The sequence below is a fragment of the Legionella birminghamensis genome, assembly GCF_900452515.1.
GTDB classification, from domain to species: Bacteria; Pseudomonadota; Gammaproteobacteria; order Legionellales; family Legionellaceae; genus Legionella_C; species Legionella_C birminghamensis.
Map to the genome: position 1 here is coordinate 2,550,008 of NZ_UGNW01000001.1, position 23,758 is coordinate 2,573,765.

Sequence of the window (23,758 nt, forward strand, 5' to 3'; positions counted from 1 at the left end):
GCCTTTGCTCCAATAATTTTTACTGCAATTAGTCAAACATATGGGGATGAATGTTGAAAATTCAAGCCAAAATGCCCTGAAATCTATGTTATTTTTTTGCCACAATCACCCGGGCCGGACGAATAATTCGATCCGCCATTTTGTATCCTTTCTGAAACACGGTCACTATTGTATTAGGCTCTGCACCCGGTGCATCCACCATTGACATCGCTTCATGCTCCTGGGGATTAAATAGCTGTCCCTGCGGATCGATCTGTTGGACGTCCTGTTTAGCCAAGGCATCCAGAAACAGCTTCATCGTTAATTCCAAGCCTTCATACATACCATCCTGCGCCGATTTATCAGCCAACTGCATGGCTTGCTCAAGGCTGTCAGCAACAGGCAGAAGCGAGGTAATAAATTTCTCAAGGCCGTAGCGATGGGCATTGCTTATATCCCTTTCAGCGCGGCGCCTTACATTTTCAAGCTCGGCCATTGCCCTGACTGACTTTTCCCAGTTTTCATGAGCCTGCTGCTCAGCCAAGGTCAATTTTTCTTCCAATGCCACATAACTGGGGTGATCCAGGGCATTTCCTGTGCCTGTCTGGCCGTTTCCACCATCCTCTTCATCATCAATTTCAACCGAATCTTCAGTGTCTTCATTGAGTTTTTGCTCGATCGTTTCTTTGATTTTTTTCCAGTCTTTTGTTTTCTCACTGCTCATCTGAACAACTCCTGAATTTACCGACAAAATAAAATGGGGCCGGCAGAAAGAAAATCAAGCCTGCTTATAAAATATTTTTTGCAGATTCTGTTTTGAAGGAAACCTGTATATGTATTGCTACTCCCCGGGAGTTATCGCATACTTGTACAATACTTAAATAATCCAAGGTGCTTATGAACGCGTGGTCGCCAATCTCCTGGCAACAGTTCTCCTACCAGCAAGCAGCAGTTTACCCTGATCAAAATCAGCTGCAAAAAGTCGTTGAGCAGTTAAGCCAGTTACCGCCGCTGGTTACCAGTGGGGAAATTAAAACACTCAGGAAAGAAATAGCACTAGCAGGACAAGGTAAGGCATTTATTCTGCAAGGTGGTGATTGTGCAGAATCTTTCAGCGAATGCCGTTCCGACGTAATCAGCAATAAATTGAAAATTCTGTTACAGATGAGTCTGATTCTGCTGCATGGGATGCGCAAGCCAATTATCCGCGTGGGAAGGATTGCCGGCCAGTATGCCAAGCCCCGCTCCTCGGATTTCGAAACAATAGATGGAGTTACGCTGCCCAGCTATCGAGGCGATTTGGTCAACTCGCCTCAGTTTGATGCCCGGTCGCGTGTTCCCAATCCCAAATTAATGTTGCAGGGTTACAGTTGTGCAGCAATGACTTTGAATTTTATCCGCGCCCTGCTTGACGGGGGCTTCGCTGATTTGAACCATCCTCAGCAATGGGACTTGCGCTTTGTCGACCATTCACCCCAGGCCGATGAATATCATTCGCTGGTTCATTCAATAGCTGATTCCCTGGATTTTTTTCAGGCCATCAATGGCCATGCATTAAACAATCTTAGCAAGGTTGATTTTTACACCTCCCATGAAGCCTTGCATCTTTATTACGAGCAAGCACTGACCAGGCGCCTGCATGACGGTCTCTGGTATAATTTATCCACTCACCTCCCCTGGATAGGCATGCGTACTGCACAGCTTGATAGTGCTCATCTTGAGTTTATGCGCGGTATTCAAAACCCGATTGGCATTAAGGTAGGTCCCAAAGCAACGCGTGAATGGTTAATAGATGTACTCAAAATTATCAATCCTAATTGTGAAGCCGGCAGAGTGCTGCTGATTACGCGATTCGGCGCCCAATCCATTTCCCAGTTATTACCTCCTCTGATTGAAGCAGTCCATTCAACCAATATCCCTGTTACCTGGTCTTGTGATCCTATGCATGGAAATACTGAGACAACAGCAGATGGGATTAAAACCCGCCATTTTGACAATATTTTATCAGAACTGCAGCAGGCTGATCGAATTCATAGTGAAATGAACAGTAATCTTGGCGGCGTTCATTTTGAATTGACAGGCGATAATGTCACTGAATGCATCGGCGGCGCACGAGGATTGAACGAAGAGGACTTAAAGCATGCCTATCGCAGCCTGGTTGATCCACGCTTGAATTATGAGCAGTCATTGGAGATGGCTATACAGCTGAGCCGTCATTTTAATCCGCGACCGGGACGGGGAGGATAGTTGCCGACAACCCGCGGGCGAAGGGCTCGTATCCCAGCGGCACCGACGTCCGAATCCCCGCAGCACCGACGTCCGAATCCCCGCAGCACCGACGTCCGAATCCCCGCGGCACCGACCGCGGGGCCCATGCCTGTTGGAGTAGCATGGTTCTCAGACAAGTTTTAAAGTTACCAAAAAATAGGATTTAAGAGGTAGTCATTAACAAGTGTTCTTAACATTCAATTGGCTTCGTGCGGGCCCCGCGGTCGCTGCCGCGGGGATTCGGATAAGCCTTCATCGCGGGATGATTCGGATGAGTCTACATCGCGGGATTCAGATAAGTCTTCATTGTGAAGTTTCGGAGTAGTTCAGGGTCTTAAGATTTGTTAGAAAACACCGATCGGATATACTCTGGTATTCTTTTTTCAAGCCAATAAACAGGGAGCCCTGGCAAATGGCCACTGATAAAACCAGCATGTCCGCCTTTTTCACTTAGCTCCAATGTAACCTTATCTGATAGTTGCTCAACCGCCGGAAGACCATCGGGCGTCATGAAGGGATCATCTTTGGCATGGATTATCAGCGTATCCGTTTTAATCGATGATAAATACGGGAGTGAGCTCGCTTTCTCATAATACTCACAGGCACTGGAAAAGCCGTTCAAAGGCGCCGTAATGTTTTCATCAAAACTCAAAAAACAACGGGATTTATCTAGCCTGTTTGACATATCTTTCCAATTTTTAGCGTAAACCTCTTTTTTGCGATGCATCATTCTTTTCCATTTCTTCAATAGATAAGTTTGATAGATGCGGCAGAATCCTTTATTCACTTTCTCAGCAACAAGAGTCAATTTGAACGGTACAGAAACTGCGACGGCTGCTTTTAACAAGTCTTGCGAGCCGGTCTCTCCCAAGTATTTCAGCAACACATTGCCTGCCAGGGAAACACCGACAGCCGCCTTTAAAGTATGGGGTTCCCTTTCAGCGAGGATATTAATACAACAGGCAAAATCGCTGGTGTCGCCTAAATGATAAACTTTTGGTAAACGGTTAGGCTGGTTTCCGCCGCCCCTGAAATGCATCATCACTGCCCGCCAGCCGGCTTTATTGAATGCCCTCATTAACCCGGCAGCATAAGCCGCATTCAGATTAACGCCTAAACCAGGCAGAATGATTACTGGTGTATTTGCTGGCAGCCCTTTAGTCATCCAGGATAATTCAAGAAAATCACCATCCGCCAATTCAATATGTTCTGTGCTATCAGCAACGATCTGGATGCTGCGGGTAATCGCAGGATAGATCGTTTGGCCATGTGCATTTCCCAGCCACCAGGCTGGTTTGAAACGGCTTTCGATAATCACTGGACTCCCTCGTGATAAGCAGGACTGTAGGTTTTGACAGCTTCCAATAAAATACCTACATGTTCAGGAGGAACATCGGGAGTTATCCCATGTCCAAGATTAAAAACATGACCATGCCCTTTGCCATAAGAAGCAAGAAGGCGCTTTACTTCATCAATAATCGTTTCCTCATCACTTAATAACAGGGCAGGCTCAAAATTACCTTGCAGGCTAAGCTTGTCATCAAGCAGTTTCCTGGCTACTCCCAAATCAGTATTCCAATCCAGACCCAGAGCATCACAGCCCGTTTCAGCCATTTGCAGCAGCCACTGCCCTCCTCCTTTGGTAAATAAAATGACCGGTACCTCAGGGTGGTGCCGTTTCAGTGTTTGAACAATTTCCTTCATAGGATTCAAGGAATATTTGAAATAATTTTCGCTCGACAACATTCCACCCCAGGTATCAAATAACATAACAGCATTAACGCCCGCGTGAATTTGTTCCAGTAGATATTGGCTGACTGCATGGCTTAGTTTTCTTAACAGAAGCATAGCTCCATGAGGATCCTTTTCAATCAATTGCATTACTCTCGGGAACTGGCGGCTGCTTTGGCCTTCAACCATGTAGCAGGCAAGCGTCCAGGGGCTGCCTGAAAAACCAATCAGCGGCATTTCCGCCGGCATTTCCTGCCGAATTAAGCGAGCAGCATCAAAAACATAAGCAAGCCGGTCGTTTAATCCTTCATAGGGAAGAATTTGAATGGCGTTTTGTGAATGCAGCGGAAAGCGAAAACAGGGACCCTCCCCTTCCACAAAATATAATCCCAGTCCCATCGCATCGGGGATGGTCAAGATATCTGAAAACAAAATTGCCGCATCTAAAGGGAAGCGTCTAAGCGGCTGCAACGTAACCTCGCAAGCCAGTTCCGGCGTTTTACAAAGCGTCATAAAGTCACCTGCCTGTGCACGGACACGGCGGTATTCCGGTAAATAGCGGCCTGCCTGTCTCATTAACCATACAGGAGTCCTCGGCACTGGCTCCCTACGCAGGCTGCGCAGGAAAATTGATTCGTTAACATTCATTGTTATATGACCTGAATAAAAAGATTTATTCTATCGCAAATCAAGAGACATACACTACAGGTTCTTTGCAGAAGACTCCCGCAAAGGGGAGTCTTTGCTCTAAGGAAGCAGGCTATCAGCCTTTCAATTGAGGTATTTTTTCCTGGAGGATTTCAGGCGCCATTTTTGCAGCAACTGCCTTGCACTGACTTGCATCAGGGAATTGATAATCACTCGCCAGATTAGCATTTTGTTTAAATACCAGTACCTGTTTACGGTGACCATCGGTTTCGCTGATGGGGCTTGCACCGCGTTTGAAATAGCGTACCACAGGCAGTAGGGTGCCATTGTCCAACTGTTCAAGCTGCCATTTAAAATCCTGATTAATCGCTGTAAGGCTGTTAAACAAGCGTTGTGTAGATGCTTGCATCTCCTCTTCTGAAGGAAATTCCTTGCCTTCATCAAGCTCCAGCCATATTTCAAGCCTTTCTGCACCCTCTTCATCATGGTAGGCATAAAATGCTTTTTTGAGTACCTGTTCCTTCAACTCTTCGTCATCAGTAATTGCACGTTCCAATTCGGTAAACGCCAGATTGGCCCCATTATAAACAACAGTTGATTCACGCCCCCAGACAAACATCAGAGGAAGATTCGTTTTAGGTTTGAGGAAAAGCCCATGTTTAGCCAGAATCGCCTGAACATCACTGCAGGCATAAAGCCGCCCTTCATCTCCCAGAACATAACGAGCGCGTTCGGAAGAGCGGTGATCATGGGTGCAAGTAAAAATCAGTTGGTTATCGCCGTCACATTCCACATGATAATTCATGGTATCGTAATGGAATACCATCGGGATCCCTTTATTTTCACCAAAAAGCTCCCGCGCCAGCCCAGGATTTTTCTCAATCGCTTTACGCAGCGCTATCTCAAATTCAGTTTCCACTCCCAGATTGATATCTAAATCAGACGCCCCATAAGAGGAATAAATCTGATTGAAACCTTTCTCTATCAGCAATTCTCGCATTGCTTCTGAAATCGCCTGGCCGCCGACTACACCGATTGCCGAGAAATCATCAAAATGATAGCCCTTGCTTTCAACATAAGCAGTCAAATCTTTTAAAAATGGCGGATAACCGGCAATAATGATTTGCTGTTTGTCCTTATTTAACTCGGCAGCCATTCGGCGTATTTCGCCCTTATAGCGGCGGACAAGCTCTGCACTGCGGCCCGTAGTTTGCTCAAAGGCTTCTTTTAGGGCATCGTATAAGTCCAAATCGCGATTTTTTAAAACTTTAGCCAGTACTTTTTTAATTAAATCACCAATTAATTCCTTATCCTGATCACTAATGTCTTTGGGGTGCTTTTGTTGCCATCGATCTAAGGCCTGTCCGCGTAAATCATTGTCATAACTCTCAATACGAAGCAACTCATCGAGGATTTTTTCCTTATCTGAACCCGTGGCAAATACGCTGCCAGTATTGCGCATGAGTTCATAAGTGGTAAGGCCCGTTGCCCAGGGACCAAGCGCAAAGGCATCAATATAATGGAGTTTTCGATCGCCAAATTGTATTTTTGCAGCTAATTGCAGGGATTCCTTTACAATCTCTACTTCTTCATGGCTGCGCACCCAAGGGGTTGGTTTTCCAGTCGTTCCTGTTGAGGTATCTACCTTTGCTTTCGCTGGGTATTTTCCATGACGGTGTGTTTTTGCATCATGCTTCTGATTGATTTTAATATAGTTTTCTTTGTTAGTAACCGGCAGATCGACAAGCCGGGTTTTTGAGGTAATTTTAAACTTGGATCGTTCCAGATGTTCTTTATATGCAGGAACCTCTTTATAGGCTTGTTTGACACGTTTTTTTGCCAATATTTCCCCGGCTTCAAAAATGTCTTTTTCCGTTCTCACAAAAAGAAAACGAACCTTTATCCGATTGACACCGCTTATTGTTTTTTTATAAAGCCAATTAAGAAAACTGCCTTTCAAATAATCACTTAATGCATTGCGCCAACTACTAATCGGCCGCTTATTGTGCTCCCCTGCATGCCGCAACTTCTCACCCGCTAAAGCCTGAGCTTTTACGGTTTCTTTATTTTCAGGATCATCGGTCCAGAACTGTTTTTGGAGAGCAGCAACCAGATCTTCATCCTTCATTTTCCTGGGATCTTTAATACCTAAATACTTGCTAAGGCTGCTGCGATTTACAGAAAAAGTAGTTGCTTCTACACTTCCATCCCTGTTTATTTTTTGGGCATTTATCTTAATTGTTTTATAGAAAAGTGAACTGAATCCATTGTGGATGCTTACCCCATTTTTTCCCAGTTCATTACGCGTATTTGCAGCACTATTTTTAAATAAAAGGCGTTGCCCATATTCAGGATGTGAAAATAAAATGACAGGACTATCTATTGCATGGGCGGCCATATTGTTTCTCTACTGATAGAAAGTAAGCGTATTTTAGTAGAGCAACATTAACAAAATATTAAAGAAGCGTTTCTATTTGCAAAACAGGAAGCACTGGCATGGCACTCGGAATACCGCCAGAAAAAAAGCGGTATTCCCGAGTGGAGATAGAATTTATGGAACGATTACGCAACTGACAAAGTCTGAATGATGTTCAAACAAGCCAATACCATTTGTTAAGCCTTGTACAGGATAGGCAGAATTATAAATATTTGGCGGTACAGGAGCTGGAGGGGGTGCATTGCCCAGACCTAATTGGCCATGATCATTTATTCCCCAGCATTCCATTTGGCCAGTAACCAGCAGGGCGCAGGCGTGGGCAATTCCTGAGCCAACATCAATGGCAGAATCGCTGAGGCCTACAACAGCTGTAGGGACTGCACTATTGATAAGATTACCGTTTCCTAATTGCCCCACATTATTTAAACCCCAAGCGTAAACCTGGCCGTTGCCTGCTAATACAGTGATATGATCTCCTCTGGCTGAAATATCAACAATACCGGATAAAACGCCTGAACCAGACAGACTCACAACGGTAACAGGTGTTGGTTCAGAAGCACTAAATTGTCCGCTGCCAGACTCCCCTTCTGCATTTCGCCCCCAGCATTTCATCTGCCTATTTGCAAGGAGGGCACAGGTGAATTTAGAGCCACTGGTAATTGCAATCGCATTAGTAATTCCAGGTACGAGGGCAGGCGGGAAAAATTGGGGCAGAGGGTTGGTAGTGCCATTCCCCAATTGACCCTCATCATTCGCCCCCCAACAAGCAACCTGGCCAGTTGCCAGAACCGCGCAGGTATGGAGCTGACCGGCACTGACTTCCACTGCGTTGCTAATTCCTGTGACGGTAACAGGCGTACTGCTATTAGTGTTTAAGCCATTACCTAATTGTCCGTATGTATTTTGCCCCCAGCATTTCATAGTGCCATTGGCAAGTACTGCACAGGCATGCGATTCGCCAGCGCTGAGATCGACGGCCGTATTAATATCCAGAACATTACCCGGAAACAGAACAGGACCGCCAGGAAGTGCAGCGCCATTACCTAACTGCCCATCTGTATTGCTTCCCCAGCACTGCACTATGCCAGTTTCGAGCATACCGCAGGTATAATTGCTGCCTCCACTGACTTCCGTTGCATTAGTAATCCCAAAAACAACGCTATTCGGGTCAGCCGGAGAAGTGACTGGCGGTTGTGGCGGAGAGGTTGTACCGTTCCCTAATTCCCCGGAAGAATTATCCCCCCAGCATTGCACTGATCCCACTGCCCCAATTTCCACTGCCAACGGCAAAGGGCTGTTATTGGCATTAGTCGCTGAAGCGGTTATGACAAAATTATTTGAGAATACCGGCGAGGGAATTGCATAGGCTATATTGCAACTGCTATTCGGCAATAAGCTGGCGCCGCAACCATTGGTGAAATAAGCATTATAGGGAGCGGGAATAGTTATCTGCAGATTATAGACAGTATTGATCCCTGTATTGCTTAAAGTAATGTTGCCACTGGTATTGGTTAATAAGTCAATACTTGTGATTGGTGTTCCATTGGATGACCATTGCAAATGGCCGGTTGTCGGAGCAGCCACGCTAATATTCAGGATTGCAGCAGGGCCTGGACGAGAGCATAAGAAGGGATCGGGATTATTATTTCCGGCTCCAAGGGTTTTACACACCACAGGACCATCATGAATACCACTGGCTGGCAATAAATTACCATTAACCTGAAGGCTCAAGACACAGGTTTGACCCGGGCTTAGAAAAAAAGGATTGCCACAAGTTCCAGTGTTAACTACCTGGCTTATGCCCGGTAACGGCTCCATTGTCAGGATACGAGGAACACTGGTGTTATTTCTTACCAGATAGCTAACGCTTGCAGTTGAATTAAACGGTACCTGCAAAATCGTTGGAGTCAGAGGTTCCAGACTAAATTTGGGGATCGCTGCTTCAGCTGCCCCTGAAAAAAGTAAGCCAGCAAAAGAAGCGGCTTTTACCCATTGCTTAAACACTTTTCATCCTTAAAAATTCGGGAATGCGTGATATTACCTGAAATAAAAAATGAATAACAGGCCGTTTAAAACAGATCGATCTAGAATATTGACTTGTTAATCGCAATTTCACGAGCCGTTTGCCGTGCAATCAGATCCTGATTGACCAGTTGCGTAAGATGCTGATCTAAAGTTTGCATTCCCCTGCTTTGACCGGTCTGGATTGAAGAATACATCTGCGCGACCTTGTCCTCGCGAATCAGGTTACGGATAGCAGAATTGCAAATCATGATTTCGAGAGCAGCCAATCGGCCCCCGCCCCGTTTTTTTAATAGTGTTTGAGCAATTACAGCCTGCAATGACTCCGAAAGCATGGTGCGCACCATCGATTTTTCATCACCAGGAAAAACATCAATAATACGGTTAATTGTTTTGGTGGCCGAATTGGTATGTAAGGTTCCAAACACCAAATGCCCCGTTTCTGCCGCAGTCATCGCCAGTCGAATAGTTTCCAGATCTCTGAGCTCACCGACAAGAATAATGTCAGGGTCTTCCCGCAATGCTGAACGTAAAGCCGCACCAAAGCTATGGGTATCACGATGCACCTCACGCTGGTTAACCAGGCATTTCTTACTGGTGTGCATAAATTCAATCGGGTCTTCTATGGTTAAGATATGATCATAACGAGTTGAATTTATATAGTCGATAACAGCAGCAAGCGTCGTACTTTTACCCGAACCCGTGGGACCGGTCACCAACACCAGTCCTTTAGGGAATGATGCAATTTCCGTAAACACCGGCGGCAATCCCAGCTCTTCCATGCCGAGAATCTTGGAGGGGATTGTCCGAAATACTGCACCCGCCCCACGGGCCTGGTTAAAGGCATTAACCCGAAAACGCGCGAGGTTGGCAATTTCAAAGGAGAAATCGGTCTCCAGATGCTCCTCATATTCCTTGCGCTGTTTATCATTCATGATGTCATACATAATTTTTATGACATCTTTATGCTCCAGCGGCGGAATATTAATTTTTCTCAAATCGCCATCTACCCGAATCATCGGAGGCATGCCAGCGGATAAATGCAAATCGGAAGAATTATTTTTTACAGAGAAGGCTAATAGCTCGGCGATATCCATATATGGCTCTAAGTCATTACTATAATTGCAAGAGTAACTCAGGTCATGGTATGACGCAAACGATTGCAGCGCAGGCCCTTCAAAGTAGAGTGATCTGGCGGCCAGAATCAGTTATTATCAGCTATTTATGAATCAGAAAATGACTATCGCTGAAAGGATTATCCGGGTAGAAGCTGATATTGTCAGACTGGAAACTGACTATCATCGCGTTCCCGGCAGCATTACTCTGCTGGCAGTCAGTAAGACCCAGCCACCTAATGCGATTCGTGAAGCCTATGCAGCTGGCTTGCGTCATTTTGGCGAAAATTATTGGCAGGAGGCCGAACAAAAAATCCAGGCGCTTCATGATCTGGCAATCCACTGGCATTTTATCGGTGCCATTCAAAGTAACAAAGCAGCAGCCATTGCCAGACAGGTGGAGTGGGTTCACAGCCTTGACAGGGAAAAAACAGCCCGGCTCCTTGCCCTGCACCGCCCCGCTTCTATGCCGCCGCTTAACATTTGTATTCAGGTAAATCTGGATGATGAGACAAGTAAATCGGGTGTAAAACCAGATGAAATCCTGCCTCTGGCGCAACTCATTACTGAATTGCCAGGTCTGCAACTCCGTGGATTAATGGCGATTCCTTTGCCCCGCCCGGATAAAACCGGACAATACCAGAGCCTGCAGCGCCTTAAACAACTACTTGACCGGGTTAATGAAAAAACCGGGCTTGCGCTGGATACCCTATCCATGGGCATGACCGATGATCTGGCTGCTGCCATTCGGGCTGGAAGTACGATAGTCAGAATAGGCCGCGCTATTTTTGGAGACCGTCTATGAGAATAAGTATTATAGGATATGGCAATATGGCAAAAGCCTTTGCAAATAATCTGATGAGCCAACCTGATATTCAATTAGCCGTCTCATCCCCTTCCCTGCCAAAAGGCCAACCACAAGCAAATCTGCTTACGCATCATGATAATACGCAAGTGATAGACAACGCCGATGTCGTTGTTCTGGCAGTTAAACCCTTTAAAGTAAATGACATCCTTGGCGAGATTGGTCAATTGCTTCCCGAAAACGCTGTTTTACTCTCAATGGCGGCCGGCATTCGTCTTTCCCATTTGGAACATTTTTGCCGCAAAGGGCAAAGTATAGTCAGAAGCATGCCCAATACACCGATTGCTGTTGGTAAAGGCGTTACAGCACTGGTTGGAAACGCATGGCTAAAAGTTGAGCAACGCCTGATGATAGAACGAATTTTCAGCCCTGGCGGCTATGCGTTCTGGATTGATGATGAGCAACTTCTCAACCCTGTCACCGCATTATCGGGCAGTGGACCAGCCTATGTGTTCTTGTTTATAGAGGCATTGATACGGGGTGCCGAGAAGTTGGGTTTAAGCAAGGATTTAGCAAAGAAAATGGCAGCACAGACTATTTTGGGGGCTATTGAATTGTTAGACCGCAGCCAGTCTTCCCCGGAGGTCTTACGGCAAAACGTTACCTCAGCAGGCGGCACCACGGCAGCCGCTCTGGATGTCCTGCAAAAGGGCGGATTTATGCAACTAATTGAAGAAGCGCTGCACAAAGCCTGCGAACGCGCCAAGGAACTGGGTGAAACCTATAGTACATTTTGATATGGGTGAGATTATACTTACAAAATAAATAGCCTTATCAATCAGGAAGATTAACATGACCGATATTCAATCCCCTCAACTGGCTGAGAAAATAAAGAATTTACTCGATGAAGCCGTCCAGGATGCTGTACTCAAAAAACAGTTGCTCGAAAACCCCTACCAGTTTATGAAAGACCGAGGTATACCTATAGAAGGATATCATATTGTTGTGCAGGATAATCCTGGATATCCCCTGTTTTTCGCTCTGGAACCGGAAAATGGACAGCCCCTTGCAAAAGGAGATCCATCTACCTCCATGGACTCCTTCCATGATTTGCATTTTCTTGACTGTCATCATTATTAAACAGGGATGAAACCATGAATAATTTACGAGAATGGCTCGACAAGCTTTATAACACTGAACGTTTGATGATTTGCAAAACAGGTGCTGATCCCAAATTTGAAGTGATGACATGGATAGAGAAGTTTGAGGGGAAAAAAGCCTGTTTTTTTCCTGAACCCCTTGGGCATACTATCCCTATTGTGGCAGGAACGCTTGGCCAGCGATCCTGGGCTGGCGAGGCGATGAATGTCAGGGAAGAGGACATGCTTGCCCATATCCAGAAAGCTTTGCATAACCCCCTGCCCTGGAATTCAGTGAACCAGGAGCAGGCACCAGTTCATCAGGTTATCCATGACAAGGGGATTGATTTACTAAAGCTCCTGCCGGTGGTAACCCACCATGAAAAAGATGTCGGGCCCTATATCACTTCCGGTCTGGTACATGGTTTGAATTTAAAAACCGGCAAACAGAATACCTCTATCAACCGCCTGCAAGTGCATGCACCCGATAAACTGGGTATTCTGATGCTGCCGCGCGATCTGCATGCCTATTACCAGGATGCCGAAAGTATGGGCAAGGCGCTGCCTGTGACCATCACTATTGGCCATGATCCAATTACCAAAATGGCCTCACAGATGATTGCCCCACGCGATCAGTCTGAACTGGAAATAGCAGGCGCCCTGCTCGGAAAACCCTTGCCCGTTGTAAAATCCTATACCAATGATCTGTTTATACCGGCAGAGGCGGAAATAGCCATCGAAGGTGTTGTTCTGCCAGGTGTCAGGGCACTGGAAGGCCCCTTTGGTGAATTTCCCAAGTATTACAGCGGAAGCTCCATGCTGCCAGTGGTGCAAATACTATGTATTACCCATCGCCATAAACCTATTTTTGAGACCAATCATCCTTCAGGTCTGGAAAATGTAGTCCTGGGCGGGGTTCCTCGGGAAGCCTCCTTATTGGAAAGGATCCGCGTTAATTTTCCCAATGTGATGGATTTAAGATTAACCACTGGCGGTCTAGGACGCTATCATCTGGTTGTCAAGATGAAAAAAACAAATCTGGGTGAAGCAAAAAATGTAATATGTTGCGCTTTTGGATGCCATTATGATATAAAGTTAGTCATCGTTGTCGATGAAGACATCAATATTGATGATCCCAATGAAATTGAGTGGGCAGTCGCTACCCGGTTTCAGGCAGAGCGTGATCTAGTGGTTATCAATGGGGCACTGGGCTCCAAGCTGGATCCCTCAATTAAAAAACATAGTATCAGCTCAAAGGTTGGTATAGATGCAACCAGGTATATGGATGATGCGGATAAATTTTATGTTACCCGTGTTCCCTCATCAGCCCATTATGTTTTCGAGGAGTCCGGTAATAAGGCTGTTCAAATTTATAAAGACTATCTGGCAAAATCCTGAATTTACAATCGCATGGAGGAAAAATGCTCCCCTATTTAGTTGTTGATCGCTTGAAAAAACATGTAAAAGAAAGAGACCTGAATTCGCTGGAAGCAGCATTCAGAAAATATCCGATTGATTTTAGTGTAAAAGAATCCAAGAGTAATCACTCTTTCTGCCCATGCTTGTTTAACCCCAGGTATTTACCAGAAAGAGCATATCCCATCCTTGGCTATGAGTTATTGATTCTTGCCTGCGAGCAGCTAACCGGAGAAAATGACTATAAGCAGAAAGCCTGTATAGACATCATTAAGCTTTTACTCGCACACGGCGCATCGGCCTGGTCTGGTTCTCGTAAAACGTTTGATCCTGTGTATTATGCTGCTACAAGAAATGCAGCCGAGGTGCTCGGTGATTTTCTGAAACAGATCCCCATCTTCGGCTTTAATGAAAATGATCGGCAAGCACTGCGAATTGCAGAAAGTAAAGGATATACTCAGGTGGTAAAGCAATTTGCATACCATAAGGTAGAGAAAAAGCTCGGCGGGCAAAATGGATTTGATTTGGGTCTAGGTACCGCATTTGCACTAGCGGCTATGGTCGCTGTATTTGCCAAATTAGCTAGCCATATGCCTGCAGAAGAAAATATTTATATGAGCTTAATTTAATCATAATAACACATTTTCTTTCAACTGTGATAAAATATCAGGCAACCAAAATTGACGATAGTTTATCCTTACATGAAAGACAAGCTACTTAAATTATTTAAAAAATATCCTTTTATTCATTTTGATAGCTTGGGACTTTCGATAATCATTCCTCTCACTGGCGCCAGTAAGGTTTCAGATAATTTCACCGGGGATAAAAACGCCCCTGTGTCCCTCTACTTATTTGGCGACAATACTTGTAAATCAGATCTTGAGAGAAGGGCTTTTTTTGACGGCCCTTTTGATGAGGTTACTAAAACTTTTGATAGCAGACACTCCTTTGAATATCTTTTTAATGATCTTATTAAGGAATTAATACAGCTTGGCGCTGACCAAACTCAGGCAAGCGATAAGCAGTTCATCGAAGCGTTGATGTTTAATCTTTTTAAAGCCAAGGAAAAGGCTTTGGATTGTAAATTAAGGTCTCCTGGGTATGATACCATGCGTCGGGATTTACTATCGGGTGACCACTCGATAATGGTATCAAAAGCTGAATTTATTGTAAAAACAGTACCTGATAAAATACGAAATCTTGATATTCCAAATATTATCGACATAACTAGCCCCGCAGCGAGTGTTTTAGATAAAATAATCGCTTCAGATACCGTTTCCCTACGCTTGAACCGCATCCCTTTTAGCGATGAAAGCAGTTTAAAAAAATCGATTTCTGCAGCAGTTAATCAATTAAATACTGACAAGCTTTTAAGTCTGTTTTCTAAAAAAAGCAAGCTCTGTTTCCGCACGGTTTATTCAATTCTGCAAGAGAATATTCCACAACTTGCTAATGCCCCCGATGTTGATTTTAATTATATTGAAGCACAGTTCAGAGCAGCTTTTCCTGAGGAAGATGAGGATAAGAGAAATGACTGGAAACTTGAAGATATAGAAAGTGTTATTTTTTCATTATTTGATCCGCATATAAAAATTGAGCAGCCTCGAATCAATAATTTTCTTAGTCTTTATCAGCGATGCTTCCTGAAATACACCGAGGAACACAGTAATTACAAGGAGTATATGCCGCAAGCCCTGAGCTATCAGTTATTCATATTCCAAACATTCCTCTATTTAGCAACCCTTCAGTTACATTTAACAGATAAAAAGCAGGCAAAACGATTCCTTGATCACATTCAGGACCCAAGAAAATTATCTGAATTACTGACTCAACTTACCCGAAGCCATTCCATCCCTTCGATAGCCGAATTGCCAATTTCGCCAGGTCAATGGCAGTCTATTCTCGATGCCACTTATGAGATTGCCATATCCTATATTGATGCGCCCCACTACGATGAGCTGCGTACGGCATGCTCGGCAGTCCAGTTGAAAAACACCCATTACCTGGTCATGGGAGGGAAGCTTTGCTGGAGCACCTCGCCTCTTACAGAGAGTGGCAATATCAATACACCCGCACAAGCAAGTGAAATCTCTGCAAATAATTTTGGGCTTTTTTATGATAAGCGCCGGCATTATATTACTGAATATGATCACTTGTCATTAATCTATCAGATACTGAATTCAGACAGCGGCGAGGCATTATTATGGGAAGTGATCGAAGAACACTTAGCACAAATTACTCCTCATAAAGCTTCAGACATATTGACCCGGCTGATTAACGATAAAAAGTATCACTGCGCTGAATTATTGATTTCCCGCATTCCTTTCAGTATTTCCAGTTTTAATTCAGCATTTCTTCAGAAACCTTGTAATTTAAATCTCATTAAAACCTTTTTGCAGACTAATGATCCTTATCTGCATTTGAGTGCGGAGAAAATTTTTCTCTTTGCGGTCAAAAAGGGAGAGGCTGAACTCGTTAAACAGTTATTGCGGTGGAAAAAAGATCTGAGGAAATATTTTAGCGGTCCATTGTTTCTTGATGCAGCAAGGGCGGGACATACGGGTATGATCAAATTGATTTTATTATATAGACCCGACTTGCTTGAATATAAAGGCGCTTTCCAGCATACCGCCTTTCTTAATGCCTGCGCCCATGGTCACCCGACCATGGCAAAATTTCTCATGGACATGGGAGCCAATATTCATGCTAAATCCGTATTAAAATCTGACAATCCCCACTATTCACGGATGCATGGAAAAACAGCCAGACAATGGGCCGAAACGCTTCTAAATACAGATAAGGATGTATCGGCAAAATCCATTATCAAACTATTTGATGATTATTATCAACAATTAGAAATTAATTTTAATTCAGATAAAAATTATAAATACAGGTTTACCCAAACTCATATTGCTCAGGCTTTAGATAACAATGATCTAAGATTAGCAGAATTAATCCTCAAGAATCGTCCCGATCTCATAAATAAACTTGATAAAAATGACTCAAAAAGTCTTAATAAACTACAAGCACAGGAAGTAGACCTCAAGCGTCAGGAGAAGGAACGCAAAGAACAGGAGCGCCAGCGTCGGGAGGAAGAACACCGGCAACAGGAGCGGGAACGGCAGCGTCAGGAGGAAGAACGCCGGCAACAGGAAGAGCAAAGGCAACGACAGGAACAAGAACGCCTGCAACAGGAACAGCAAAGACAACGACAGGAACAACAACGTCAGGCCGAAGCGCGCCGGCAACGGGAGCAGAGATCCCGGGCTCAGCGTCAGCATTCATTGCGTGAGCTTTTAAAAGAGCCCATGGCAGTTTTTGATAAGCAAATTAACTTGTTTGAAACGCGGATCAAACAATCCACGACACGAAAAAACCCAGCCTATCATGACACTGTCAGCAACCTGGTTCTGGAATTAAAAACTGCTAAAGATGAGTTTTTGAACCATATAAATAAAGCATCTCAGGCTGCATTTATTGGGCGCTGCCGTTTGGCAATGGACGGGGCTAAAACTGAACTGGCCAAGCATCGGGGCTGGTATGCCTTTAATGCGGCGATGAGAAAGATCTTGGGAATTCTCGCAGCCATCACTGTGGTCCCTGCCCTTATCACTCATCAGCGTTCAGAACAAGGCTATTACGGCACCTTCTTCGGTAAAAAAGACTTAATTGACACACAATCAGTGAAAGAATTGAATAGTCTAAGAGCGGGTCTGGAGCTTACCCATCTGCGTTGCACCCCTTTCATTCGATAGCAGGCTTGTATTGAATAATTTGCGTTATCATGCCTTCAGAACTAGGGTATATTTAGGCAAAGCACTCATAAGGAGCAAATGTGGGACCTCTAAAAAGCCTGTCGCTTTTTTTTCTACTTATTGTTTACCAATCAAGCGGATACGCAGCCTCATCTCCTGCTATTGAAAGTTATGAGCTGAATGAGCCTCCTGCCATAGGGACAACTGAAGCTGGACAGCTTGTTCACTTGGGTGGATTTTCGGGATTAAGATATATGGGAACGACAGCTGACGGAACACTTCAGTTTCTGACTCATACTGACAGAGGCCCGAATTCTGCTGCCTATGAAGAAGAGGGCAACATAAAGCGTCCCTTTCTACTTCCCGAGTTTAATCCTCGCCTGGTTATCCTGTCTTTAACCCCGACCTCTAAATCACTAACAGTGAATAAGCAGATTGTACTGAAAACCATTGATAGCAGGCCTTTTTCCGGACTTCCGCCTGCAGCGGAACATAATGAACAGCCCGTTGATATTTTTGGAAAGAATTTACCCTTTAATCCCTTGGGCATCGATTTGGAAGGCCTTGAAATAGCCAGTGATCATAGTTACTGGCTGGTTGAAGAATATGGACCATCCATTTTGCAGTTCTCGTCCGATGGTCAACTCCTAAAATCATTTTCTCCTGGCAAGGGATTACCCTTTTATCTGACGCAGAGACAAATGAATCGCGGTTTTGAAAGCATTGCCTTGCAGGGAAACAAGGTCTATGTACTGCTACAAAGCCCCGTGGTGACAGATAAAGCGGATAAAAACCTTCCCTTAATTGAGTTCGATAATCAAACACAGCAGATAAGCGGTCAATTTATATATCAGCTTGATAAAAAATACTCTGATAGAACCGGAGATATGGTTGCCCTTGGTGATGGCCGTTTTCTAGTCATTGAGCAAAATGATCGAGAAGGAAAAGGTAGTTATAAAAAGATTTATTTAATTGACCTGGCTGGCGCGACAAATAAAGAGAGCTCCCCATCATCAGTAAATATTATCCCTGTGCATAAAAAGGAGTTGCTTGACCTTGCAGCTTTGGGTATCAGAGATTCAAAAATAGAAGGAATTACTTTGATATCGCCTAATCAGATTGCACTAATCACTGATAATGATTTTTCTGTTAATACTGCGCTTGATCGAAAAAGCGGGATTGTCAGTATCAAAAAGCAATCCAGTAAACTTTATATAATCACATTGACGCACTCTTTATATTAATCAATCGATAATCGAAACCAGCAGAGTCTTCCGTTTGCGAATCCCCGCAACACCTCCTTTTCGAATCCCCACAACGCCTCCTTTTCGGAATCCCCACAACGCCTCCTTTTCGGAATCCCCACAACGCCTCCTTTTCGAATCCCCGCGGCGCAGACCGCGGGGTCCAGTATGAACTCCTCATGGGCCCCGCGGTCGGCGCCGCGGGGATTCGATGATCGCCGCCGCGGGATTCGATGGTCAATTCGATGGTCGATGCCGCGGGATTCGATGGCCAAAGCATCGGGGATTCGGATGGGGGGAGATCTTGTCAAATAATTGTTATGCCGTACAATGCACACAGCAATCAATAAGGTGCAGGTGATAAAAATGATGACAGGACTTTTAACAGCAGCCTATTTTTTAGTGTCAGTAATTTTTACTCTGATTCTTTTTCTTCTCTGGTCTAGAGTGATCTTGCGTTATTACCGATTAAGCCCGCTGCATCCCGTGAATCAAAGCATTAATGCGCTGATTGGGCCTGTACTCGGCCCCATTGAACGAATGATTCAACATGAGACTCCCGGAAAACCAAGAAAAGCGCCATCCCAATATGACTGGCCAGGATTTGCACTGATCATAGTGATCGAAATTATAAAATTTATTTGCCTTGGCCTGCTGGCATATGGGCGTCTGCTGCCTGTGCCCTACCTGCTTCTTTTTGTGCTGGCTGACCTCATTGTGCAACCGCTCAATCTACTGTTCTTCGCCTTATTGATCCGAGTCATCATGAGTTGGGTTAACCCCCATTGGGAGCAGCAGAATCCAGCCGGTTATGTGATTAACCTGATGACCAATCCACTAATTCGAATAGGCCATAAATTAATCCCCAATATTTCGGGTTTCGACTTTGCACCTTATATTGTGATGATAATTATCAAGGTTATTACATTATTTATTAGTGCATCGATGCCATTGCCGCTGGTGTAAAAGTAATGCATTCCCGGTTGGGGGCAACCGGGGAGTATGGACACTTATGAGGGACTATGTGTCTGTGGCTCTTCAGAATCATCGGCTTGCTGTTGTTCACTTGATTCTTCATTTACATCATTCGTATGTTTAGCCAATTCAAGCTCATGCCTGAGATTATCTGTCCTGGAAACAGATTCTGACTTGATAGTAAAAATTGCAGGAAGCGATAAGGATTTACAGATGTCATTTATCCAGCCTTTAAACCCCTGAGTTCTTTCAATCGACGCAGAAGACCCTACTGCTAATCCAATAGTATGCTGTATCTTGGTAGTTTTATCGGCATCATCTTCCAGAATGATCGACATCAGCTTACTAAACAAATTGACCAGGATATGTTTTTCCTCAACCAGCAGATTTTCACTCGTCTGAGCAATACTTCTTCGCGTCAATAAGTAGTTAATATCTTTTGCCGTTTTGTCCAAATGCTCGTAGCTTGGATCGAGGCCTTTGGTCAATCCGGCCCACAACATCAATTCTTTGGCGCTCAAGGGAATACTTGTTTCTGCTATATCCTGACCGGTATCAAGGGTATCCTTCAACCCGCGTGCAACGGATATTATCTCATTCAAAAATATTTTTTCGCCGTTGTCCTCGCTTCCTGGCAGCAATGCTTCAGCGCGCTTGATCAGTTGGCTAAGCTCCTCTCGTTGCGTTGCAGCAGGTATAATAATGACCAGTCCAGAGCTTTCTGCCATGAGCTGGTCATAGCGGGCAATGGTTCTATCTGCCACACCTAGCGCTTTGGTGTAATCATCTTTCATGATCAGATTGGTTTCAATTCCCGCATCATACATTTCCTGATCAATTTTTTCAGCTTTCAACATATCGGCCAGGCCGCCATTTAGATCCATCTCCACATTCTGCAGCATTACCTCAGTGCCTTGTTTAATATCTGTGACTCTTTCCTTCTTGGCTGAAATTCCAGCATTCACTTCAGCAGGATTTTTAATTTTGATTTTTAGTGGCATAACTAACTTCTCTATTGGTTGCCTACCATAAAGTATAAAAAATAATTATGAAGTATTTATTAACAGTGACTGAAATAAAAGATTTTTTTTTTTTATACGCTACAAATCAATAAATTTACGCTGCAGGGTATATACTGATTATGAGGGAACTTCAGGAGACTGAAATGGCCGCAAAAATTGCAGTAGCCGTAGGAACAATTATTTTCCCCTGCATCCTCTGGGCAGCTGATTCGGTGTACTGTCCGCAGAATCACGGGTATATCAATGTAGGTATGACACAGGATCAGGTTATTGCTGCCTGCGGACAACCGCTAAGCCAGCAGAATTCCAATCGTCCTCTCATGCAAAAAATTCCTGCCCAGCAACTGTATTATAACAATGAGGGCGCGCCTACCGCTTTTTATGGCGTATGGAAGTTGCCTATTGGAAACAGTAATTATGGCAGCGCCCCCTTTCAGGGAACTGGTGGCGGTGTACAATTGCAGGTGGATGTAGTGAATAATCAGGTTCACGATATTGTTCTAAATGGCAATTCTACTAATGCCTTTTCAATCTGTGGCGGCACCAGTATTCAGGCAGGCGACCCGGTAGGTAAAGTATACGGTGCCTGCGGCAGTCCATCTATCGTCAATAATACCTTCATCGAAGTGCCTGTACAAAGTCAAACCAAACCGCAGATCTGGACCTATCAGCCTTCCCAGTATGGTCCGCCCATGTCCTTGACTTTTGTTGATGGCAAACTACAATCCATCGATTAATGTCTTCCTGAGGGTTTTAAATGAGTGAAACAATCGATGATTTAACGATCGCATTTAGCGAAAACGGTACAGAAACTACGCGCGAACTGGATAAATACGTTTTATCAAAAGGCGCCTGGACGACCATCATGTTCAAATACCAGGATTGGGACAATGCCAAGAACGATTTTGGCCCTGTCAAATATTCCATCAGACGCTACCAGAAAAGAAATAACCAGTTTTGGATGAAGTCAAAATTTAATATTTCCAGTGAGGATCAGGCCAAAAAAATTGTGGAAGTCCTGAATCAATGGCTGGCAGTCTAGTGTCCGTCTTTGCGAACAACGTGAAGCAAACCAGGCTTTAGTGCCTCATTCTGGTTCCGTTCTGCTTCGCTATGCTCGCAATGACGGGTGAATTTGGCCTCGTCTTTGCGAACGAAGTGAAGCAATCCAGTTCCATACCTTTCACATTTTTATCAATGCACTAAATACTTGCTTAATAAACACTTAATATTATTTTTATATAATCGGCTATATTTATGTACATTAATTATTTGTAATATGTCAAAAATTGTTATAGTAGGCGCTGGTTTAGGCGGCCTATATACAGCGAATCGATTAATTAATGAAAAAGTTAATCCTGAGAATATAGTACTTATCGATCGCCGTATCGGTATTTACACCAGACCTGGACATATCAATAAGTCTACATTTACTAAAGTTCAGGATAAAACAGGGATTGATACCAGCAATCACTCACCCGCTTGCCATATAAAAGAGCTGGAACGTTTCATGTACGAGTTCCTCCAATCAACGGGATGCCTTTTTCTAAACGAGACCTTTATTGATATGAAACCGGCAAAGGAAGGCCAGGAATATGGTGTAATCACTGTTAGCAATGATGGTACCCAGCATGTTTATCCTGCAAATTATGTGTATGACTGCTCGGGATATAGAGGAGTCGTCGCACAGGCAGTAAATAACTTTCAGCAGAAACAAAAACTTGACGAAGTCTTTATACCCAGTCCTCTTGTTGATCTCAACCCCATTCCTGATCATTTAATAGCCCAGATTATCGTCGCTGATTCTGAGTCAATAAAAAATTTCTTTAGTCTGGAAAGTACAGATGCGGTTCCCTCTGATTATAAATTCCATAAATCTCCTGAACAAAATATAGCGGCACGAGAAGCGCTGCGAACACTTGGCTGGCATTATGAGGCGTTTCCTACTTTTTATACTTACTCAAGGGAAGCCAAAGGAAAAGTCTGTGCCTACATGGAGGCGCCGCCTGATTTACCCGAAGCGAAACAACAGGAGTGGCTTAATTTATTGCTAGGCATTAACAGCAGAGGGAGAGTCGCTAGCTACACCCCTTTAAAACCAGCTGTTAAATATGAAGATAAACCAAGAATTATGAGCTTTCGTAATAAGATTCATGTATCGAATCGCGCCACCTTTAAATCCCCCGCCCTTCCAACAGTCCTCATTGGTTTTGACGCATTAAAAGGCACTGATTACCGCACTGCGTCCGGCGTTGATTGCGGGATCGATTGTTTTGAAATCATGCTCATGCATACTAAAGTCAATAACGGATCAATTGAATCTATTGACCTGAAGGCGATTGAAAAAGACGTTTTTAAGTTAATCGATGGCGAGTATAAAAGCAATCTGACTCTATTGCTGCAAAACCGACAGAAATCTATTATCAGTGCTTACAATTATTTCAGCCATCTTTACGAAACCGCTGCGGCAAAACTATCCGTATCTGAGAAAAAAAATTATATTTCCATAGCCACCAGGCTTGCTGTCCAGGCAGCTGCTGGCCGATTTGCAGCTATTGAAATTCGAGTTAAAGACGATCCAATTGCAAGCCTCGAAATACTTAATAAAGCTTTAAAATCAACTTTAAGAGTTCAAACCCTTTTGGGTAAGAGTGAAACTGAAATCTACTATAAAAATAATGAACGACTACAAAAGGTCATTCAGTGTATTCGCCTGGAATTAGAGGATAAAAATTTAGAATTTGAATTGGATTTACTGGCTCTTGATCCGGACCTGGCTAACGATAGCAGCCATACTCAGCGATTAAACGACTTGTTTAAACGTTTAGAACAAAATTTTAATCAGTTAAATGCTAGTCTTGCTTATAAAACGGTTCTAAAGAAAATCAGCGTTATAAGAAGTCGCATCAACCCATATTTGCAAGGCGCCAATCCAGGGGTTAATACACAAACATCTGGGCAGTTGTTTTCAGATACAGGCTATTCATCTGCCTTCTTCCAGGCTCCGAGCACTATTACTACTGAAAAGTTCGGTTCTTCAGCGACAATAATTCCTGGCTAAGAGTCGACGGAAGGACGGGCTTCCCAAACATAGCGATGAATATTTCACTGAATAAACAGGCCTGGATATATCTCTGTTTAAAAATACATTTATCGCCTGTTAAAAATAGGGTAATCCTCCGCCCATTTAGATCCAGAATCA

General features: G+C 44.0%; 19 protein-coding genes. 12 read left to right on the plus strand and 7 right to left on the minus strand.

Annotated elements, in window-relative coordinates; genetic code table 11:
* Window positions 1–88: 88 nt before the first annotated feature.
* Window positions 89–703 carry a nucleotide exchange factor GrpE gene (grpE, locus tag DYH42_RS10795; RefSeq protein WP_058523676.1) on the minus strand — a complete coding sequence of 205 codons (615 nt, stop codon included), beginning with the start codon at window positions 701–703 and terminating at the stop codon, window positions 89–91.
* A 173-nt stretch (window positions 704–876) separates the two neighbouring features.
* On the opposite strand from grpE, the gene DYH42_RS10800 reads away from it, so the two are divergent.
* A complete protein-coding gene (locus DYH42_RS10800; RefSeq protein ID WP_058523675.1) occupies window positions 877–2,226 on the plus strand; it encodes a 3-deoxy-7-phosphoheptulonate synthase class II in 1,350 nt (449 codons plus the stop codon).
* A gap of 355 nt (window positions 2,227–2,581) precedes the next feature.
* Here the strand turns inward: DYH42_RS10800 and DYH42_RS10805 are convergent, their stop codons facing one another.
* The 5 genes from DYH42_RS10805 to DYH42_RS10825 all read right to left on the minus strand — a co-directional run bounded on the left by DYH42_RS10805 (window position 2,582) and on the right by DYH42_RS10825 (window position 10,182).
* A complete protein-coding gene (locus DYH42_RS10805) occupies window positions 2,582–3,565 on the minus strand; it encodes a hydrolase (protein WP_058523674.1) in 984 nt (327 codons plus the stop codon).
* A complete protein-coding gene (gene hemE, locus DYH42_RS10810; protein WP_058523673.1) occupies window positions 3,562–4,626 on the minus strand; it encodes a uroporphyrinogen decarboxylase in 1,065 nt (354 codons plus the stop codon). The genes DYH42_RS10805 and hemE overlap by 4 nt, the downstream gene beginning before the upstream one ends.
* Before the next feature lie 115 nt (window positions 4,627–4,741).
* Window positions 4,742–7,024: a phenylacetate--CoA ligase family protein gene (locus DYH42_RS10815; RefSeq protein ID WP_058523672.1), complete on the minus strand. Its 2,283-nt coding sequence runs from the start codon at window positions 7,022–7,024 to the stop codon at window positions 4,742–4,744.
* Between the two features lie 153 nt (window positions 7,025–7,177).
* Entirely contained in the window at window positions 7,178–9,067 is a 1,890-nt protein-coding gene (locus tag DYH42_RS10820) for an RCC1 domain-containing protein (protein ID WP_058523671.1), read from the minus strand.
* Window positions 9,068–9,147: 80 nt separating this feature from the next.
* Window positions 9,148–10,182: a type IV pilus twitching motility protein PilT gene (locus DYH42_RS10825; RefSeq protein ID WP_058523670.1), complete on the minus strand. Its 1,035-nt coding sequence runs from the start codon at window positions 10,180–10,182 to the stop codon at window positions 9,148–9,150.
* Between the two features lie 139 nt (window positions 10,183–10,321).
* Between DYH42_RS10825 and DYH42_RS10830 the strand changes: the two genes are divergently transcribed.
* The 8 genes from DYH42_RS10830 (at window position 10,322) to DYH42_RS10865 (ending at window position 19,525) form a co-directional block, all read left to right on the plus strand.
* On the plus strand, window positions 10,322–11,005 hold the full coding sequence (locus DYH42_RS10830) for a YggS family pyridoxal phosphate-dependent enzyme (protein ID WP_058523689.1): 684 nt from the start codon (window positions 10,322–10,324) through the stop codon (window positions 11,003–11,005).
* A complete protein-coding gene (proC, locus tag DYH42_RS10835) occupies window positions 11,002–11,802 on the plus strand; it encodes a pyrroline-5-carboxylate reductase (protein ID WP_058523669.1) in 801 nt (266 codons plus the stop codon). Before DYH42_RS10830 ends, proC begins: the two co-directional genes overlap by 4 nt.
* Window positions 11,803–11,857: 55 nt before the next feature.
* Window positions 11,858–12,145 (plus strand): hypothetical protein, encoded by a 288-nt coding sequence (locus DYH42_RS10840; protein ID WP_058523668.1) that lies wholly within the window; start codon window positions 11,858–11,860, stop codon window positions 12,143–12,145.
* Window positions 12,146–12,159: 14 nt separating this feature from the next.
* On the plus strand, window positions 12,160–13,542 hold the full coding sequence (locus DYH42_RS10845) for a UbiD family decarboxylase (RefSeq protein ID WP_058523667.1): 1,383 nt from the start codon (window positions 12,160–12,162) through the stop codon (window positions 13,540–13,542).
* A 23-nt stretch (window positions 13,543–13,565) separates the two neighbouring features.
* Window positions 13,566–14,189, plus strand: a complete 624-nt coding sequence (locus DYH42_RS10850) for an ankyrin repeat domain-containing protein (protein ID WP_058523666.1) — start codon at window positions 13,566–13,568, stop codon at window positions 14,187–14,189.
* Window positions 14,190–14,240: 51 nt separating this feature from the next.
* Complete coding sequence (ankF, locus tag DYH42_RS10855; protein ID WP_131792996.1) at window positions 14,241–17,315, plus strand: Dot/Icm T4SS effector AnkF/LegA14/Ceg31; 3,075 nt, start codon at window positions 14,241–14,243, stop codon at window positions 17,313–17,315.
* An 80-nt stretch (window positions 17,316–17,395) separates the two neighbouring features.
* A complete protein-coding gene (locus tag DYH42_RS10860; protein ID WP_058523664.1) occupies window positions 17,396–18,559 on the plus strand; it encodes an esterase-like activity of phytase family protein in 1,164 nt (387 codons plus the stop codon).
* A gap of 366 nt (window positions 18,560–18,925) precedes the next feature.
* Window positions 18,926–19,525 carry a YggT family protein gene (locus tag DYH42_RS10865; protein ID WP_237759014.1) on the plus strand — a complete coding sequence of 200 codons (600 nt, stop codon included), beginning with the start codon at window positions 18,926–18,928 and terminating at the stop codon, window positions 19,523–19,525.
* Window positions 19,526–19,569: 44 nt separating this feature from the next.
* Here DYH42_RS10865 and DYH42_RS10870 read toward each other — a convergent pair whose 3' ends face one another.
* Window positions 19,570–20,535, minus strand: a complete 966-nt coding sequence (locus DYH42_RS10870; RefSeq protein ID WP_058523663.1) for a hypothetical protein — start codon at window positions 20,533–20,535, stop codon at window positions 19,570–19,572.
* Window positions 20,536–20,699: 164 nt separating this feature from the next.
* Here DYH42_RS10870 and DYH42_RS10875 point away from each other — a divergent pair, with 164 nt between their 5' ends.
* From DYH42_RS10875 to DYH42_RS10885, 3 genes are all read left to right on the plus strand, one after another.
* Window positions 20,700–21,293 (plus strand): DUF2845 domain-containing protein, encoded by a 594-nt coding sequence (locus DYH42_RS10875; RefSeq protein ID WP_058523662.1) that lies wholly within the window; start codon window positions 20,700–20,702, stop codon window positions 21,291–21,293.
* A 20-nt stretch (window positions 21,294–21,313) separates the two neighbouring features.
* Entirely contained in the window at window positions 21,314–21,598 is a 285-nt protein-coding gene (locus DYH42_RS10880; protein WP_058523661.1) for a hypothetical protein, read from the plus strand.
* Window positions 21,599–21,835: 237 nt separating this feature from the next.
* The gene (locus DYH42_RS10885) at window positions 21,836–23,617 is read left to right on the plus strand and encodes a hypothetical protein (RefSeq protein ID WP_058523660.1); all 1,782 of its coding nucleotides are present in this window, start codon (window positions 21,836–21,838) and stop codon (window positions 23,615–23,617) included.
* Window positions 23,618–23,758 lie beyond the last annotated feature (141 nt).

Coding starts and splice junctions, on each gene's coding strand:
- grpE (WP_058523676.1), bottom strand. CDS start 703: ATGAGCAGTGAGAAAACAAAAGACTGGAAAAAAATCAAAGAAACGATC.
- DYH42_RS10800 (WP_058523675.1), top strand. CDS start 877: ATGAACGCGTGGTCGCCAATCTCCTGGCAACAGTTCTCCTACCAGCAA.
- hemE (WP_058523673.1), bottom strand. CDS start 4,626: ATGAATGTTAACGAATCAATTTTCCTGCGCAGCCTGCGTAGGGAGCCA.
- DYH42_RS10815 (WP_058523672.1), bottom strand. CDS start 7,024: ATGGCCGCCCATGCAATAGATAGTCCTGTCATTTTATTTTCACATCCT.
- DYH42_RS10825 (WP_058523670.1), bottom strand. CDS start 10,182: ATGGATATCGCCGAGCTATTAGCCTTCTCTGTAAAAAATAATTCTTCC.
- DYH42_RS10830 (WP_058523689.1), top strand. CDS start 10,322: ATGACTATCGCTGAAAGGATTATCCGGGTAGAAGCTGATATTGTCAGA.
- proC (WP_058523669.1), top strand. CDS start 11,002: ATGAGAATAAGTATTATAGGATATGGCAATATGGCAAAAGCCTTTGCA.
- DYH42_RS10840 (WP_058523668.1), top strand. CDS start 11,858: ATGACCGATATTCAATCCCCTCAACTGGCTGAGAAAATAAAGAATTTA.
- DYH42_RS10845 (WP_058523667.1), top strand. CDS start 12,160: ATGAATAATTTACGAGAATGGCTCGACAAGCTTTATAACACTGAACGT.
- DYH42_RS10850 (WP_058523666.1), top strand. CDS start 13,566: ATGCTCCCCTATTTAGTTGTTGATCGCTTGAAAAAACATGTAAAAGAA.
- DYH42_RS10865 (WP_237759014.1), top strand. CDS start 18,926: ATGATGACAGGACTTTTAACAGCAGCCTATTTTTTAGTGTCAGTAATT.
- DYH42_RS10870 (WP_058523663.1), bottom strand. CDS start 20,535: ATGCCACTAAAAATCAAAATTAAAAATCCTGCTGAAGTGAATGCTGGA.
- DYH42_RS10875 (WP_058523662.1), top strand. CDS start 20,700: ATGGCCGCAAAAATTGCAGTAGCCGTAGGAACAATTATTTTCCCCTGC.
- DYH42_RS10880 (WP_058523661.1), top strand. CDS start 21,314: ATGAGTGAAACAATCGATGATTTAACGATCGCATTTAGCGAAAACGGT.
- DYH42_RS10885 (WP_058523660.1), top strand. CDS start 21,836: ATGTCAAAAATTGTTATAGTAGGCGCTGGTTTAGGCGGCCTATATACA.